Source organism: Paraflavisolibacter caeni, assembly GCF_025628885.1.
Classification (GTDB): Bacteria; Bacteroidota; Bacteroidia; order Chitinophagales; family Chitinophagaceae; genus Flavisolibacter; species Flavisolibacter caeni.
Genome location: NZ_JAOTIF010000020.1, coordinates 50,298 through 67,164, shown reverse-complemented (window position 1 = coordinate 67,164; position 16,867 = coordinate 50,298). Strand labels below are relative to the sequence as shown.

At 39.9% G+C, this 16,867-nt stretch carries 13 protein-coding genes; 1 reads left to right on the top strand and 12 read right to left on the bottom strand.

Annotated features, from left to right (window positions below):
* Nucleotides 1-13: 13 nt before the first annotated feature.
* From OCK74_RS19980 to OCK74_RS19935, 10 genes are all read right to left on the bottom strand, one after another.
* Nucleotides 14-1,348 carry a zinc metalloprotease gene (locus OCK74_RS19980; RefSeq protein ID WP_279298854.1) on the bottom strand — a complete coding sequence of 445 codons (1,335 nt, stop codon included), beginning with the start codon at nucleotides 1,346-1,348 and terminating at the stop codon, nucleotides 14-16.
* A gap of 16 nt (nucleotides 1,349-1,364) precedes the next feature.
* Nucleotides 1,365-2,165: a retropepsin-like aspartic protease family protein gene (locus OCK74_RS19975; RefSeq protein ID WP_279298853.1), complete on the bottom strand. Its 801-nt coding sequence runs from the start codon at nucleotides 2,163-2,165 to the stop codon at nucleotides 1,365-1,367.
* Complete coding sequence (locus OCK74_RS19970; protein ID WP_279298852.1) at nucleotides 2,128-2,781, bottom strand: hypothetical protein; 654 nt, start codon at nucleotides 2,779-2,781, stop codon at nucleotides 2,128-2,130. The genes OCK74_RS19975 and OCK74_RS19970 overlap by 38 nt, the downstream gene beginning before the upstream one ends.
* Nucleotides 2,782-2,867: 86 nt before the next feature.
* Nucleotides 2,868-4,016 carry a phosphodiester glycosidase family protein gene (locus OCK74_RS19965; protein WP_279298851.1) on the bottom strand — a complete coding sequence of 383 codons (1,149 nt, stop codon included), beginning with the start codon at nucleotides 4,014-4,016 and terminating at the stop codon, nucleotides 2,868-2,870.
* 161 nt (nucleotides 4,017-4,177) lie between these two features.
* Complete coding sequence (locus OCK74_RS19960; protein WP_279298850.1) at nucleotides 4,178-5,053, bottom strand: hypothetical protein; 876 nt, start codon at nucleotides 5,051-5,053, stop codon at nucleotides 4,178-4,180.
* A 70-nt stretch (nucleotides 5,054-5,123) separates the two neighbouring features.
* Nucleotides 5,124-5,999 (bottom strand): hypothetical protein, encoded by an 876-nt coding sequence (locus tag OCK74_RS19955; RefSeq protein ID WP_279298849.1) that lies wholly within the window; start codon nucleotides 5,997-5,999, stop codon nucleotides 5,124-5,126.
* Entirely contained in the window at nucleotides 5,986-6,759 is a 774-nt protein-coding gene (locus OCK74_RS19950; protein ID WP_279298848.1) for a hypothetical protein, read from the bottom strand. The genes OCK74_RS19955 and OCK74_RS19950 overlap by 14 nt, the downstream gene beginning before the upstream one ends.
* A 36-nt stretch (nucleotides 6,760-6,795) precedes the next feature.
* The gene (locus OCK74_RS19945; RefSeq protein WP_279298847.1) at nucleotides 6,796-8,949 is read right to left on the bottom strand and encodes a beta strand repeat-containing protein; all 2,154 of its coding nucleotides are present in this window, start codon (nucleotides 8,947-8,949) and stop codon (nucleotides 6,796-6,798) included.
* Nucleotides 8,950-8,961: 12 nt separating this feature from the next.
* The gene (locus OCK74_RS19940) at nucleotides 8,962-10,980 is read right to left on the bottom strand and encodes an immunoglobulin domain-containing protein (protein WP_279298846.1); all 2,019 of its coding nucleotides are present in this window, start codon (nucleotides 10,978-10,980) and stop codon (nucleotides 8,962-8,964) included.
* A 475-nt stretch (nucleotides 10,981-11,455) separates the two neighbouring features.
* Nucleotides 11,456-12,118, bottom strand: coding sequence for a hypothetical protein (locus OCK74_RS19935; protein ID WP_279298845.1), 663 nt, complete (start codon nucleotides 12,116-12,118; stop codon nucleotides 11,456-11,458).
* Nucleotides 12,119-12,316: 198 nt separating this feature from the next.
* Between OCK74_RS19935 and OCK74_RS19930 the strand changes: the two genes are divergently transcribed.
* Nucleotides 12,317-14,572, top strand: a complete 2,256-nt coding sequence (locus OCK74_RS19930) for a vWA domain-containing protein (RefSeq protein ID WP_279298844.1) — start codon at nucleotides 12,317-12,319, stop codon at nucleotides 14,570-14,572.
* A 68-nt stretch (nucleotides 14,573-14,640) separates the two neighbouring features.
* On the opposite strand, the gene OCK74_RS19925 is transcribed toward OCK74_RS19930, so the two are convergent.
* Together OCK74_RS19925 and OCK74_RS19920 are read right to left on the bottom strand one after the other, a co-directional pair.
* Nucleotides 14,641-15,102 carry a peptidase associated/transthyretin-like domain-containing protein gene (locus OCK74_RS19925; RefSeq protein WP_279298843.1) on the bottom strand — a complete coding sequence of 154 codons (462 nt, stop codon included), beginning with the start codon at nucleotides 15,100-15,102 and terminating at the stop codon, nucleotides 14,641-14,643.
* A 34-nt stretch (nucleotides 15,103-15,136) separates the two neighbouring features.
* Nucleotides 15,137-16,768: a serine hydrolase domain-containing protein gene (locus tag OCK74_RS19920; protein WP_279298842.1), complete on the bottom strand. Its 1,632-nt coding sequence runs from the start codon at nucleotides 16,766-16,768 to the stop codon at nucleotides 15,137-15,139.
* Between the last annotated feature and the right edge of the window lie 99 nt (nucleotides 16,769-16,867).

The following is a 16,867-nucleotide window of genomic DNA, read 5'->3' as shown; positions in this document are numbered from 1 at the left end:
CTTCTTTAATTTATTATTTTGCCCATATCTCAATATAATTCGGATATGTTTTGCTCATTTTGGGCAACATATTTTCAACACTGATTATACTACTACTGAATCCTTTTGCTTCAATAAACCTTTTTAACGCAAGGCCTTTGGTTTCATCATCCGGGTGGAAATAACGGATAGTAATTGAGTTGGGCAGGTTAGCAAGAGCTCTTTGCGGAACAATATCTTCATCCACTGTATAATTCTTCACTTTAACATTGGAAGAACCTTCAAGAAAACCCACAATATCGACTAATTTATCTATTCCTTCAAGGGAACCAGGAATAAACCTGATCTCATCCAAATTGACTACGCTTCCGGAAACAGTCTGCTCCTTGGTCCATATTTCAATATAGTTTGGCATGGTGCTGCCCATTACTGACGACATATCTTCAATCCCTATGGAGTTATTATTAAAACCTTGAGATGCAAGTAATGTTTTCAGCCCTTTAGCCTTTGCCTCATCATTCGGATGGAAATAACGAATCGTGATGGCACTAGGCAACCTGTCTATAGCCTTCTGTGGCACCGGATTACTTTCTTCAGTAAACGATCTTACATTATAAGCAGAAGAAGCACGCACAATATTCTTAATGGTTCTAGCCCTGTCTGCCAGGTTCCTTGTACAAGGGATAACTCTTATTTCATTCAAATTGGCAATTATAGATGAACCTTGGGGCTTGCCATATATAACTTGTATACCAACTACATCGTTTGTACTCAGCTTGCCATAATTCGACCATTTAGGATTGCAGTAATTCATGACAGACTCTAGGTCGCATGGAGTTACGTAAAAATCACCATCACTTCCCTGTGGATCTTCATTGCACAGGCAATCCTTTCTATTTTGTTCATGAGACAGGCCTAATGCATGACCGAATTCATGAACAGCAATAAACTTTATACAATCTTCTTTGGTAAGCCCATAGCACTTATACTGTCCTAAAAAATTAAAATTTAATTCCATACCCTTTAGCTTGCCGTCAAGGGCAGTACCTAAACCCTTTGTATGCGGATGGCAATAGTCATCAATAAAAATTCTTAAGCCACTTGAATTTGCATTTGACTGCCCCCAGCCAACAAAATCAATATTGGCATATGTTTCCCAGGTGTTCTCGATAGCCGTTTTCACCCACTCTCTTTGTTGAAGATTTGATGAACTTGGATTTTCCCAACTTACTTCAATTACTGTCTTTCCATCAGCCCGGCTTGGCCATCTTGAGTTTTTCAGCATATTAATTCCGCTGATAGGATGTGGGTCTTGTGCAAATATCTTTATCTGCAATACCAAAAGACATAATAGCAATAAATACCTCATAAGCAATTGACTTAAATTATTTGATCCAGATTTCTATGTAGTTCGGTATGGGTTGAGAAAAATAGGGGGTCATATCTTCAACAAATACCTGGCTATCAGCATACCCCATCACTCCAAACTTATTTCGTAAAGACTCCGACTTTGTCATATCGTTTCTATCGAAATAGCGTATGGTAATTTTATTCTTAATTCTATTAATAGCATTTGTAGAAGGGATCTTATCTTCCAAGGCAAAATTCCTGATTTGGGCAGTCTTATCCTTTCTGATGTGCTCCATCACATTTTCAACTTCAGCCACAACCATATTGCTGCAAGGAATAAACTTCAGGTTGTCAAGCTGTAACATTGAAGAATTTGTCGTCCTTGTCAATACCAAACGCTGATTGACATTATCGATAGTAACTGTCGAAAAGTTTTGTATAATACTTTGCCCTATTAAACAAGGCGCGTTATCGGCCTCCGCGATCATGGCCTCTATCCCATTGAGCTCTATTTGTCCCAACATGATTCTTTTCAGGTTCACAATGGTTACATCAGAAAGCGTCCCATCAGCCAATTTGGTCTTTGTCTTGTACTTTATATCCGCATCACTAATTAATGATGCGTTTACCAACTTCTGGTAATACGACCTTCCAAAAGAAACCATTGAAGCGCCCGGATCAAAAATAAATCTTGAAGGCAGGCCATTGATCTGTACATCTATTTCTACAACCTTTGCTCCTGTACGGTAAAAAGGCACATAATATGCCTTTCCGCTCTGACAAAAACAACGAGTGCAACTAAAGATGAATACCAAAAAAAGAATCTTGTGTAACATATTGATCACAAGTTTTATTAAATAGAATACCTGCAGCAAGCACAACACCAACCAATACTAAGAACAACACATTACATAACTTCCGGTATTTCCAATATACGAATCCAAATAAGTTTGCCACCGAAAAAATTAAGTATGCGGCAACTATAACAATACTTGGGATAAAATACCATTTCGTCTTGAACCTGCTATATATATATTCGTAATTTCCTTCGCAGGCATGATGTGCCAGCTTCAAAAAATCAGGAACCTTGGGCTGGTAAATGTAGAATTGATACTTTTCATACACACGGAATAATTGTCTTACTTCTTCATCACCAGTATCAAGATTGTCATTCTTTACTTCCTCACTCAAATGCGCTGACAGTCGTGCTAGAAGAACTTCACCTTTAAAATGGTTCTCCTTCACTGTATCCTGGAACATTCCCATAGCATATTCCGTTATCTTTTTGTAGCAATCAACAGATGCCGTTCCAATCTGCATCGTATCTATATGCCCAATGGTAAGACCTGCAAACTGCTTTTCAATATCAATATCACACTCTTTTCTGCTATTACAGGATACAGCGATGATTCCCAACACCGCCCACAATAGAATTCCCTTTTGACTGGCCATTTCTATCTGATAACTATTTATCCTATTTTATTAATTACCAAACAACTCAATTTATTTTGGTAAAATACCTCATGCTCTTTCATGTTTCACGCCTCTACACTCTTATTCTTTCTCTTCTTCTTTTCTTCCGGCATATTTTCCTCAGGTTTCTTTACTTCCTGCTTTTTCTCCTCAGGCTTCTTATACACTGGAGGCACCTGGGCCTGCTCAACAATCTTCACATTCTTATTGCTAACAGTAAGAAAAGTACCGAGTGGCGCTCCCTGCCTGGGAATGCTTTGAAGTTCAGGAGCATAATACTGGCTAATGGCTCCATCAAGATATAATGCATTATTGCACCCTAATTTGTCTTTGAATAGTTCCGCGAATTCATAAAAGTTGACACGGTCTTCTGAAATCACAAAAACTACATTGTTCGCTTTATTGATGCCTACACCATTCCTTATATTCACATTAGGAGATCCTTTAGTAAAGGCCTTATTAAAAACTCCGTTGCTTACGATCATAGGTCCCGACTGTGTGGCAACCTTTGGTTTATAATTCCCTGCAGGATAATTGTCGCTGACCAAAATGCGTGCATCATCATTATTATCAAGCATAAATATGCCGTTTGGCTGCATGTAAAAGTTGCCTGGCCCATCCTTTTGCAAATTAACAGGATTATACATCTTCCCTTCCGATACAAACAAACCGACAGGACTCAGGTCTGGTTCATACATACCGCCATTCATAGCAAACACTAATGCATTTTTCTTGAGGCTGGCTATAGAATTGAAATTATGTATTCTTCCGTTTTCCATTTGGTTAAATGCCTCAATCTTATACTGGTGTGGGTTTACTTCACAAACAATATATCGCTTGCCCTGGAAAACAACCCTTTTCAATAATCCACTTATACCCAATTGCTGATCTAGAACATCGGGTTCAACATTTTCTAATACCTTTTTAAGATGCTCTGCAGTTTTGGGCTGTTCTTCAATCAACGATATTATAACAGTATCCTTTGCATGCACAGTATCATTTTTCATTTTTGGATTGATCTCTCTTAACTTTTTCAGAGTGATGCCCGACTGATCGCTATAGTCTTTTAAAAGGCCATCCTTTTCTGCTACTTCGAAATTGGAAACCTTCTTTTCCTGTGCACTACAGCTCACGACCGTCATACCAACAAATAGGAATGATGCAACAATAAATTTCATAACCCTTGCAGTTACACTTTGTCTAATATTTTTCATAAAAAATGATTAGTTAATTACTTCGTTAATAATAACACCACTTTCATTACCAACAGCAGTTGCAATAAGAAACTGGAAAATGCTATTATCACTTATCCAAACACCTCAAGTCTCAAATTTTCGAGATCAGCAACCTCCTCCCATCAACAACATCTCTGGCATCATTCTGTATAATAGATCAACAGGTTCGTTGCATTCTCAACCTTAGCCCTGTCAGCATATGTGCTGGATCCTTTATATGGTTTCATATCCTTTAAATAGGACCCATCGTATGCATGTAATACGTTCTTATCTCCGGTATCTAGGTTCATAATGAATAACACGCTAAATCCATCATAATCCAGCACTGCTTTTGCATAGCTTGCAGACAGGTTCAGTTCCAGATCGTCAGGTGCATTCACCACCACATGATGCACCACATTGTTCTTTCTGCAGATAGCTAAAAATCTTCTTTCTCTTTTACTGCCATAGGTAAGGTTTGCATTACTCGAACTCCTGTCAGAAGAATAAACCAGTTGGGTTTGAAATAGTGTAACACCATTAGTCTCTCCCCAGCTTAAAAAATTGGTACGGTCTTCAGCCGAAGTTCTAGGATAATATGAGCCAGTAGGATTTTGTACAGTAACTGGCTTTATATCCATATCCACAACGGCAAGTCCTCCTTGCTGCGCGCCACCATTGTAAACGATTACCATACCATCCATATCCGAATTTGGAACCCTGTTTACAATGGCTCCGTTATCCACACAAAGGCCAACAGGCTTGCCATCCTGGTTCCAGGAATCAGAAAATGCACCTGCTGTTATCAGCAATACCTGCTTTCCACTCTTCCAGTTTTGATATTGGGTATATGCATTTTGCGCAAAATACTTTGCCTTTATTTTACCACCCTCCCTTGAAAAATCATACAAGGTATAGTTATAACCTTTATGAGTGTAACCCGCTATTCTGAATTTTCCATCAAAATAACTTTGGGCATTGGCCACTTGCAGTCCACTAATCAGGCAGAACAAAACAATAATTGGAATTGATCTCATAAGCTTGAAGTTTAATAACTTTTATCGTTTGGTTATTTTTTAACTGTTTTGGTATTTCATAGGTACTATCTTACTCATAATAATACACGATCAAATTCGAAGCATTTGTAATATCTGTATCACCAGCGAAGTTTTTGTTTGCCACCTTATTACCTTTGGAATCAAAAAGACTGAATACATTTTGGCAGCCGGTATCTAAATTGATCATGAATACAACATCCTGCACATATTCAGCATCTTTTAATATCTTAAAAGCTTTATCAGAACCCTGGTAAATAGTAGCTTCCTTAGGAAGGTTAATTATATAATGCACCACATAGCCATCCTCATCTTTGCACACTGCTAAAAATCTTCTGGAAGCAAGGTTAGGTGATGAATTAGTACCTAATTTCAATTGATTCTTATAAACAAATAAATGGGTCTGAAAAACAGTTGCAGATTCACCTTGAGCCCATTTTAAAAATCTTTCTCTGTCAAAAGCGTTCCTGATATCAAGCGTAGCATTTTGACCATCGATTTTAACACTTAAATTACCGTCCTTGATATTAGAGGCCACTATACCACCAGTTGCATAAACAACTGCCAAACCATCAAGGCCATTTTTTTCTTGCCTGTTTACAATTGTTCCATTGTCAACACAAAAACCAACCGGCAATGCCTTTCTGGCATTACAATCTGTCATGTATGTACCACTGGAAACGGCAATTACATTTTTATTCGAAGCCCATTTCTGGTAGCGCTCATAAACAAGAGAACCGTCTGGTGCATTCGCGGCAAAATATTTAACTTTTACACGCTCACCTTTTCTTGACATTTTAATAACACTATAGGTTTCGCCTGCAATAGAACTCGATTTGTATTCAACCAAACTGGCATCATATTGGGCCATGGCGGAAACAAACATGATCTGGGAGATTGCTGCTAATAGAAGTTTACTGATTTTCATTTCGTTTTATTATTTTTTTGATAATTAATAGGTATCCGTAAATTGTTAATATGCCAAATACAAAAAATACAACTAATTGCATATAAGTGGCCTGGTTCCAGGAAGCATTGAGCAGGTGTGACCATTGACTGCTCAATAGGTTATAAGCCACCTTTTCAACCTGTCCTACCTTAGTAGCAACAGAGAACCTTTTTTCATCACACTTCGACTTTAAATACTTGAACTTATACTCGTATTTCAAAGAAGAATTATTCTTTGAAAGTTCCCCCAAATGATTACTGATCTTACTGCCCCAGTAATTATAGATCGATCCATACAATAAAGTATTGCTCTGTTCTATTTCAGCATAGGCATTGAACTTTTCAGCCCACTGGAATAATTGTGTTAAGAAGTCAGCGTCAAATATTTGGAAATAATGCTTCTTTTCATACTGCGCATACAGGCTGTCTGTTAATGCAATTGAAATCAACTGCATGTTGCGCATACTGTCGCCAGGGAATTTCTCATTCAGTACCGCCAAATCATTCTTAATTGATTGAATATCCTGGATGTTGGCCGAATCCAGGTAACGCCCGTATGGGAATTGCTCCAAAAGATGCTCATTGGTTATACCATCCAGTAATAGGCGAATTGAATACTGATGCGGAACTATCGGCTTTTCCTGGGCGATCTTTTCATCATAACCTGCAGAGGTTATAAACACAAATACAACTGCACTAATACAAACTAATGGTACAAGCCAGGTTAATTTCTTTCTCATTGTTATATCACCATTTTTTGCTTTTAACAATACTCATCAAGGCAATGTTGTAAACTGCAACTGCGATCCATAAACTGTTCCATAAGCATTGGTAGCATAGGCACGCACATAATAAGTAGTATTGGGACTAAGTCCTGTCAAAGAACTGGCATAACTGCCTGTCCCGGTACCATTACTTGTTTTAGTATTACTCGTCGTAGGATTAGGAGCTGTGGACCAGCATACACCCTTCGCAGTCACAGCGCTTCCGCCATCCGATGATATGGTGCCGCCAGATGAAGCACTAATTCTCGTAATGCTTGTAACAGTAGTTGTCGCAGAAATAACCGGTACTGAGGCAGTTGTTGTGAACTGTATCTGCGCTCCATAAACTGTTCCATAAGCATTGGTTGCATAGGCACGAACATAATAAGTAGTATTGGGACTAAGACCACTCATATAACTGGCAAAACCGCCCACGCCGGCACCTTCGTTTGTTTTGGTGTTACTGATGGTAGGATTTATTGAAGTGGACCAGCACACCCCCTTCGCGGTCACAGGGCTCCCGCCATCCGATGACATAGAACCACCGGAATAAGCACTCGTGCCCGTAATACTATAAGCGGCAGAAGTTCCAGTTACAACTGGCACAGATGCACTTGTTGTGAACTGTATCTGCTGGCCATAGGCCGTTGCAAATGTATTCATAGCATAAGCACGCACATAATATGTAGTATTGGGAGTAAGCCCGGTTAAAACACAGGAATAGCTGCCGGTTCCGGTTCCATTGGATATACTGCTGTTTGCTACTGTAGGATTTGGATTAGTTGACCAACATACACCCCTTTGATTAACAAAATATCCGCCATCCGATGTTACATTACCTCCAGTGCTTGCTGTTGTTGCAGTAATTGAACTGGCAGACACTGTAGTAAGACTTGCAGGAGCGTAAGATGTTGTGAACTGTATCTGCTGGCCATAAGCCGTTCCGTAAGCATTGGTAACATACGCCCGCACATAATAGACCGTACCTGGAGCTAGCCCGGTCATATTACTTGTAAAACTACCGGTACCCGCACCATCATTGGTGTTGCTGTTACTGATAGTAGGCGCAGATGAAGTAGACCAGCAAATCCCCCTCGCAGTTACAGGGCTTCCTCCATCAGATGTTATATTACCACCAGAAGTTGCTGTTGATGCAGTTATTGCACTGGCAGATGTTGTAATTAGCGTTCCTATAGAGGCTCCCGTTTTGAACTGTATCTGATCTCCATAGGATGTTCCATAGCCATTAGTAGCATAGGCACGCACATAATAAGTGGTATTGGCGATAAGCCCGGTCATATTACTTGTAAAGCTGCTTGCTCCGGTGCCATCGCTGGTTTTTAAGTTACTGATCGTAGGATTAGGAGTTGTGAACCAGCATACACCCTTCGCAGTGATGGGGTTTCCACCATCCGTTACTATAGTACCACCAGTAGTTGCTGTCGATGCAGTTATTGCACTGGCTACAGTTGTATTTAAAGTTGGAACGGAAACTCCTGTGTTGAACGACGTTTGCGGCCCATAACTTGTTCCCAACTCACTGGTAGCATAGGCCCTTACATAATAGGTCGTGTTAGGAGTAAGCCCGGTTAGAGAACTGGTAAAGCTGCCTGTCCCGGTACCGTCGCTTGTCTTGCTATTACTTATAGTAGGATTGGTAGTATTAGACCAGCACACCCCTCTCGCTGTGATTGCTTTCCCGCCATCCGATGTTATGTTACCGCCAGAACTTGCAGATATCGTTGTAATTGTATTGGGGGATGTTGTGTTGGTAACAATAGGAGTCGTATCTTTTGTACGGAACTGCATTTGTTCTCCGTACATAGTCAACGAATTACTAATTAAATAAGCCCTCAAATAATAAGTGGTTCCTGGCAATAACCCACTGATGGCCCTGGTAAAAGGATCATTCCCTGCACCCTGGCTGAATTTAGGATTTGCTGTTGTTGGCTTCTCAGTCGTTGCCCAACAGATACCTCTTTGCGTAACAGGCACCGTACTAATAACATTGACCTTACCTCCAGCTATTACAGAGGTCGCCGTGATGCCAGTTACATCTGCTGTTTCAATTTCATTTATATTGCCTTTCCCATTTGGCGTTTCTGCATCCTTTGTACATGCAGTTATGATGAATAGCAAACAAACAAAAAATCTGAATAATTTCATTTTGATGGATTTTTAAAGGGTTACCCCAATACCTATATGACTATCTATTAAATGAGTTTTATTTTCTGAATCATTGATGTAGCTAACGCCACCCATTAGGTTCACATGGCCCAGGTTGATCATCAACCCACCTTCAGCTTCTATTCCTTTTACGGACGAACCAATATGCTGTGCCCAGTAGCTGCCCACTTTATTTTTACCCTGCAGCGTATATTCAGTTATGCCCCAATACAGATCCCTCGTTCCATAACCGGCTCCTATATATCCAGAGATCCTATTATTTCCTAAAAGCATACCGCCTGTTGCACTCATGCGATTGACATTCTTTTCACCATTATACTTATAGTACGCAGTGGTAGATTGATAGCCATAAACTTGTTCATCATCAGTAATATACTTGGCCTCCGGCTTTGCAGAAAGATGGAGCTTGGCCCTTACATACCAGCCCATTTTCTTTTTGGTGGCAAGCGTAATAGCCAGGTTACCAAAGCTTGTTAAATCTGATGGACTGGTTCCGATTAGTCCTAAATTCAGAAACAAATAGCGCTTGGGGGGAGGCGTTAATAAATAACTAACCGAATCGGTAACATTACATATGCCCTCAGCCCGCAACAATACCCTTGTGTTTTTAGTAACCTTTGTTACTATAGTTGATCCCTGTCCAATTCTATTGTTGTTTGAAATACTGTTCTTGTACCAGGTCCACTCTGCACTATCACCTAAGCTCCCACCGATAGGACTCAATCTGTATTTTCTATTAACCAGTTCTGCGCTAATATCTCTGGGAGCACTTGAGTTTTCATATACTTTGACTTCCTGCTGCAATGGAGTCGTAGCTGGACATCCCCCTTCACCCCGCACATAATAAGTAGTAGTAGTTGTGGCATCTAAAGTAATTGTCCGCCCATAACCTACTGGACTGTAATTTAAACTTCCTCTATACCAAACCCATTGAGCCTTATCGGATATTTCACCGCCAACAACTTTCAATTGAATAGGTATTCCAGGACAAGTAAGCGTAGTTGAGCTCTCTATTCCGGTTGGATTGGCATAGGCCGATTCTAACTTTACGGTATAAGACCTGCAAACTGTAGTATTTGTCTGGCCTTTTGCCCTAACAAAGTAGGTAGTTTCCCTATTGGGATAAACAACAATGGATGCGCCTTCCCCAATTTGTTTTCCACCACAACTATCCTGGTACCAATACCAGTTAGCATTCAAACCCAGCAAACCTCCTTCAACCCTAAGTTTAGCACCCTGGCCCTGGCAAATGGAGGCCGGTCCATTAATCCTGGTAGCTGCCTGGCTATTAAGATCGACATTTACCTTTACAGATGCACATGCGGTCACTCCGGTTTTACCTTCTGCCCTTACATAATAAATTGTATTTTGAAGTGGCTGAACACTAATAGTAGCACCTTCACCTATCTTATTACCATCACATTTATCCGCATACCATACCCATTTAGCGCCAGAGCCTAAAGAACCACCCTGAACTGACAAGCTTAAGCTTTGACCATATACTACATTCCTGTCACCACTAATAGATGTAGGAGCAACTGACGGCATTACCCTCTTTTCAAAAGGCTTTGTTAGGTCAGGATAACTGGATGTTTTGACATCATAAAATTCATTTTCAATAGTAGCTCCCTCAAACGACCAGTCAAGACTTTCATTTTTACCATCATTTTCAAACTTGCCGATATTCAGGTTATTGGTAAGGCAAATAACATTGCCATTACAATTCAAATAATCCATTTTCCAGTTCAAATACAGGTCACTACCACGACCTTTCCCTTCAACAATGTACCTCCAAAAACTTTTTTTTGTAGAACCTGGATCACATATCTTGCTATTCACCCTGTATTCCAGCGTCACTGTCACATAGCCATCACGGTATAAAACACCCGCTGTCTCCCATGAAGCAGACTGGGCGCAGATATCACCAAACTTCAGAAGTAAAAGAATCAGGTAAAATAAATGGATTGCAATTTTTCGAGCTACCCTGTTCGGTACATGCTTTTTATACATAAACAAATTAATATATAGTAATGACGTACTAATAACAATACTCTGGCCTATTCATTTCTTTTACCCTTATTACCATTTGAACAGTAAAACGGCACCCTGTTCTGTGATCACAAGGAAATCCACTTAGGCACAATATTGATGATTACACTATTTTTTGGAAAAAAACATCAGGCAGGAACAATTGGCATTCTTTTTGTTTTAGAATTGCGCTTGTTTGCAAATTACAAACATTCAAATAGACCACAGTAGATTTCGTGGTTTTTATGCGATAGCTCACAGCGTTAGTTTTCAAGGTCGTTTTCGTTTTCAAGGTCGTTATTAAAAATAAAACTAGCGTCACCTCTAGGTATTCTTTCCATTGCAGCTAATTTTTTTAGCCATCAATTAAATCTGAAAGAGAGACCTTAAAGTAACCCCAGTATAATATTATTGCAAAAATAATTAAACTCAACAATAAAAACGCCATTTATTTTTATTACCAAAGTGGCTTTATTAAATCCACCACCTTTCTGTCGGAAGGTATATGCTTTATAATATGGTCATATGGCTCTCTTAGAAGATTGATTTTATTAAAGTCCCCGATATATTCAAAAACATAATACTTTTCTTGAAATACCCTTGCTCGCCTCGAACTCAATGAAAAGTCGGTTTTACCATTGATTTTTATTTCTACAGGACTTTGCTTCCTGATGTCACAAAGTTTAAAATTCCCCCGTTCAGGAATGCCGACTTCGAAATATCCATATTTCAAATACAATTCTAGCACTCCATCATTTTTTATATTAAAAATTTCAAATTCTCTTGAATGTCCCAGGTTGAAGCAGTGATTGTTCAGTAAGTTATAACCGTATTTACTAGCCCATTTATATTGTTTTCCAGTTGATGCAAAAGAAGTTAAAGGATTGTCGTCTACCATGGTTATAAGGTCACAGTTATTAAATCCGGGGTCCTCTATAATTGTATCAGGAAGATAAAGCTCATGATCCAATACATATCCGCTTTTTGACTGTATTGCTCCCCAGTTGATTTCCTCTTTCCTTTTATCAAAGGACTTCTCAGCTTTTGAGTATTCAACAATATTTCGAAATACTTGAAGAATTTTAACAGGCCTCTTTAGCTTGATCTCTCTTATTTTCATTTCATATTTTATTAAAAAACTGGTTACCCCAAATAAGTCGCTCCTCTCTTATTTGATTAAATAAGTTTTACGGCAATCATTTATAATTTTCTTCTTGGTTTAACGTTTCCTGTACCATTGAATCGCTAAAGATAGGATCTTATGTATTTTGATATATTTGATCCTATCAATTGCAAAACCACGACAAAATCCATTTACATGCGTACCCTCACCCTTATGATTGCTTTCCTGTATTGTATCCGCCTTGCAGCACAAACTACAGAGGTCACAGTTTCAGTACTCGACGACAAACTCCATCCTCTGGCAGGGGCAAAAGTGGAAATGGTGGAAATCCACTCCAACGACCGTCTCTCCCAAACAACGGACAGTAAAGGCTTGGCCAACCTTACCCTATCCGAAGGACAATCCTGGATGCTTCAGGTAAATGGTTTTCCCTACAAACAATATATTGCAGATGTTGTTGACAATGGAATCAGCACCAACTCTTTTACTGTCGTATACAATGTTGCCTTACTCACCCGTCTGAGCCAACAAGTATTCAAGCGGCAACACCTGCAATTACAACAACAGCAGGTAAACGAACGGGACCAGCCTTCAGTAGGTTACAGCAAAATATCTATTCAGGTCCAGGACTCACTTGGAATTCCTAAAACAGGAAAGCAGGTCTACCTGGCTAATGTAAAGGGTGGCATCCGTTATGCAGCCGTTTCAAATCTCCAGGGCTTTGCGCACTTCCTGGTTCCCATTAAAAACAACTATGATATCGATGTGGAAGAGGTCCTCAATATTTCACACATCGATCTCGACCGCAAGGACCAATGGGTTATAGAAACATCAGTTGTTTACAATGAACCGGCTTACCGGGAGCAGGACCGCAACGATACCATTACCCAACAGATCCAACAGGGGGTCAGGTTCTTTGGTGGCCGGGCGCTCACCAGCGTCTCCATGCTGCGCAACGACCATCGCAATATTAAAAATGAACCCGTTTACCTTCAGGATGTGCAAACCGGCAAAGTCTATCAGGCGAGCACAAATGCCGAAGGAAAAGCGTACTTCGTGCTGCCCTTTGAGAGCAAATATTTGATCAGTTTCCGCTACCAGCCTAATGTTGACATCATTAACCTGATGGAAATCCGGGGCAAGGCTACCGCGAATTTTGAGATCACCTATACGCCCCTGCCTGAACTGGAATACCCGGAACGCTTTTTACCCACCCTTCGGGAGATTAAGCTCTTTGATCCCGCGGCGTTTAATCCAGCCAGCAAGACACCTTTACTGGTGGGCAAGGGGCAAATCTTTCAGGCAAAACAATACCCATTGCCCTCCCTGCTTCAGCGTAACGCCCTCCTAAAATGGCAACTGCAACTTCCGCCAGCGGAAAACACCCGAAGGCTTCCCTATAACATCGTCTTCCTGCTGGACAAAAGTGGTTCCATGGAAGCAGACAGTAATTTCTACGCGTTAAAGACCTACCTGAAAGAAGCCTTGGCAGGTTTTTCACCAGGGGATCAGGGTGCCGTTATTTTTTATGATACGGAAAAAAAAGTGGCCCTCCCCTTTCAAAGCTTTCCGGTCGACCATAGTCCCCTGTACAAAGCCATTGACCAGGTCGAAGCGGGTGGTGGTACCAGCATCCGTTCAGCTCTTGAATATGCATACCAGGTCCTGGCTAATGCGGCCACACCCAACCGCAACAACCTTTTAGTGATTGTCAGTGACGGTTATGACGAAAACAATGCACTGGAACTGGAAGCATTGGGGAAAAAATATGCACACAAAAGCCGGTGCATAACCATGGGTGTGGGCCAAATCTATAACCGCGACTTCATGCAAGCCGTAGCGGATAAAAGCAACGGCAAGCATTATCACGTTGCACAGTCCAAAAACTTTGAACTGGTGTTTCACTCACTGCTTCAGGACCTAACGCTACCAGTTTATGAAAATGTAACCCTGCACCTGGAGGCTCCTGCCCAACTTACCAACCTATTTGGGCCAGGTAATAAACCCATACCCGTAATAGGAAAAAAAATAACCATTCCCTTACCCAATGCCGTTGCAGGAAGCATACAGTCCTCCTTTCTTAGTTTTTCTGCTCCTGGTGGAGTAAATATGGCGCAAGTCCCAGCCCGGCTTTCTTACCGGCTTAAAACGCCGGAGGGTGTCCGCTCATTTGATGTAGCATTGGAAAATGGAACCCTCGCTCAGGAATACACCGATGCAATCGATGAATATTTTATCTCATTTGTCAATACTCAGTTACAGGAATTTGCCGTATCCAATAGCACCAACAACTTCGGTCAATCCCGGAAATCGATCGATGTCATCATGAAAGCGCTAAAAATATGGGAAAAAGAAAACAAGGCAATAACAACCAATGAGCATTATATGTGGCTAAAAAAGACGATTCTGCAATACGAACGGGCCCTTTCCGCTGCAGAGAAGAAAAAGTAGCCAGGGCAGCGGGCAACATCAAATGATGCCGCTGCCTTGCTTTTGCAAAACTTCAAGTTGGCAGTAGTTTATCTTGTCATTTGAGGAATTTCAAATATTCGGGTCTTTGTGCCCTTAGCAAGAATAATTTTAGTGGTTGATACTTGGTCCGGGTCAGAAACATAGTTTGTCATCCTAATAGGTTCGTAGCCTTGCTTTGATAAAGTAAATGAGAATACACCTTTTTCAAAGCCGATTTCAAATTCACCATTATGATCCGTCTGAACAGCTTTATTATTTTGTTCTACTTTAATGTCAACATTTTGCAGGGGTTTTAATGTGTCTTTGCCGTTGGCATCTTTTTCAAGTCCATAAACTTTTCCATAGACAAGTGCATAAATAGTATCACTGTAACCTCGATACTCAAAATACTCCGCTCTACTTGTATCAATGGCAGCTTTATCAGGCTTGCTCTTGATCATCTGTCCGGTTGTACATCTACAAAGAAAGAAGACTAAAAAAATAATGGGCACTCGTAAGATCATTTTCATTACTGTCAACGGTTTTATAGCCAACAATAATAATCTATAATTTTGAAATCATCTCTTTGGCTTCTTTGTATTGCTTGTCCTGCGCACTAATATATTCCTTGTATCTTATTAAATTTCCCAAATAATATTTACTTAATTCAGGATCAGGCTTTTCAAAATACTTCGCCAACTTCATCAACGCATCAAATTTATAACCCTGCTCACAATACGTATCTCCATCAGCAAGCATCTTAAAAAGCTGAATTGCATTTTGTTTGTTTCCTGATTTCTCTTGTACAATTCCAGCGAAAAACATTTGCGCAGGATGAAGATTTGTGGCACGATAAAAATCCTTTGAAACTTTTGATGCAAAATCTAAGATGAATGGATCATTTGAGGATGCCATTAATTCAATTGCAGTAGCACTCTGCCATATCGCATCACCTGGATAATTTTTAATTAGTAGTTTTAATAGTTCAGTGCTTCTCTCTTTATCACTTACGGTTGTCATTGGACTAAATAATGATACGGTAGCTGTTGCAAAGGCTTCTTCAATGTATATTCTTGATTTATTCTGCCTTACATTTTTTTGAATATCATTCTCAATACTTTTTAAATCACCGTCAAATTGAATGGGTACTGGCTGGTTGAAAATGAAATTTCTAATGAAGGAACAAACAACTGGTGAATTTAAGGGATTGCCATACCCTAATCTTGTAGTTGCTGACGGCATACTGCAGCTGGATAGTAAAATTAAAGTCAAATTCTTTGATGGCACTTTAAGAAATATGGCTGCATCATTATTTCCATAACCATAGGCCCAATCAATGTCAATTCCTTCAAAACTGCAAGTAAACCATCCTTCACCATACACACTATTTGCATAAAAAGGGCTTGTAATTTTTTTGTATCGTTGTTTTGAAATGATTGTTTCATGATCTAATGCCCTGGAGTATTGAATCAAGTCTGCCACACTGCTCATCATACCGTATCCGGGGCCACATTCAATTTTAGGTAGATTAATCGGGCGAGCTAAATACTTACCTGCAGAATCATTAAAATCATAAGCCGTAACTACAAACTTTTTTAATGGTGAATGTTCGGCTTCAGTATATCTGACAAGTGTGTGATTCATTTTCAGTGGACTCAAAATCCTTCGCTCCAATTCCTTAGTAAATGGTCGGGTAATACTTTCTGTATCTATTGCGGTATTTAGTTGGGAAAAAACATTGAAAACAAGGTTAAACTTGCTTCCATTATAAACAAAATTTGTTCCGATGGGGTTGCTTTCAGAAGTATGACTAATGATATGTGCAAGTGTGGTGTTTTTTGTCCAGCGATCTTTAGTGAAGTATTTATTGGGGTATTGATCAATGAAGTCAGTAAGTGAAATTTTTCCTTCCGCTTCTAATTGCTGCAGAACAACAGAAGTAAAAGATTTTGTCACAGATGCCACTGTGAAAATATGGTCACTGGTAATTGGGACTTGTGACTCCGATGATGCAGAACCAATTCCATTAAAGAAAATTAAACTGTCCCCCCTCGCTACACCAATAGCAAGTGTTGGCAATTTCAATGATTGAGCATAGTTTTCAACATCAATTTTAAAGGCATCATAAGATTGTGCTTTTATAGTTTGTATTATAAAAAGCAACACAATTGTTTTAAATACTTTAATATGTACCATGGAAAATGCCTTAGGCCATCAAATGTACGAAACGATTCGTTCTTTTTTATAATCAAAGGATCTTCGACGGGGCGCCCACTTTTGGCAAGGTGCTGTTAC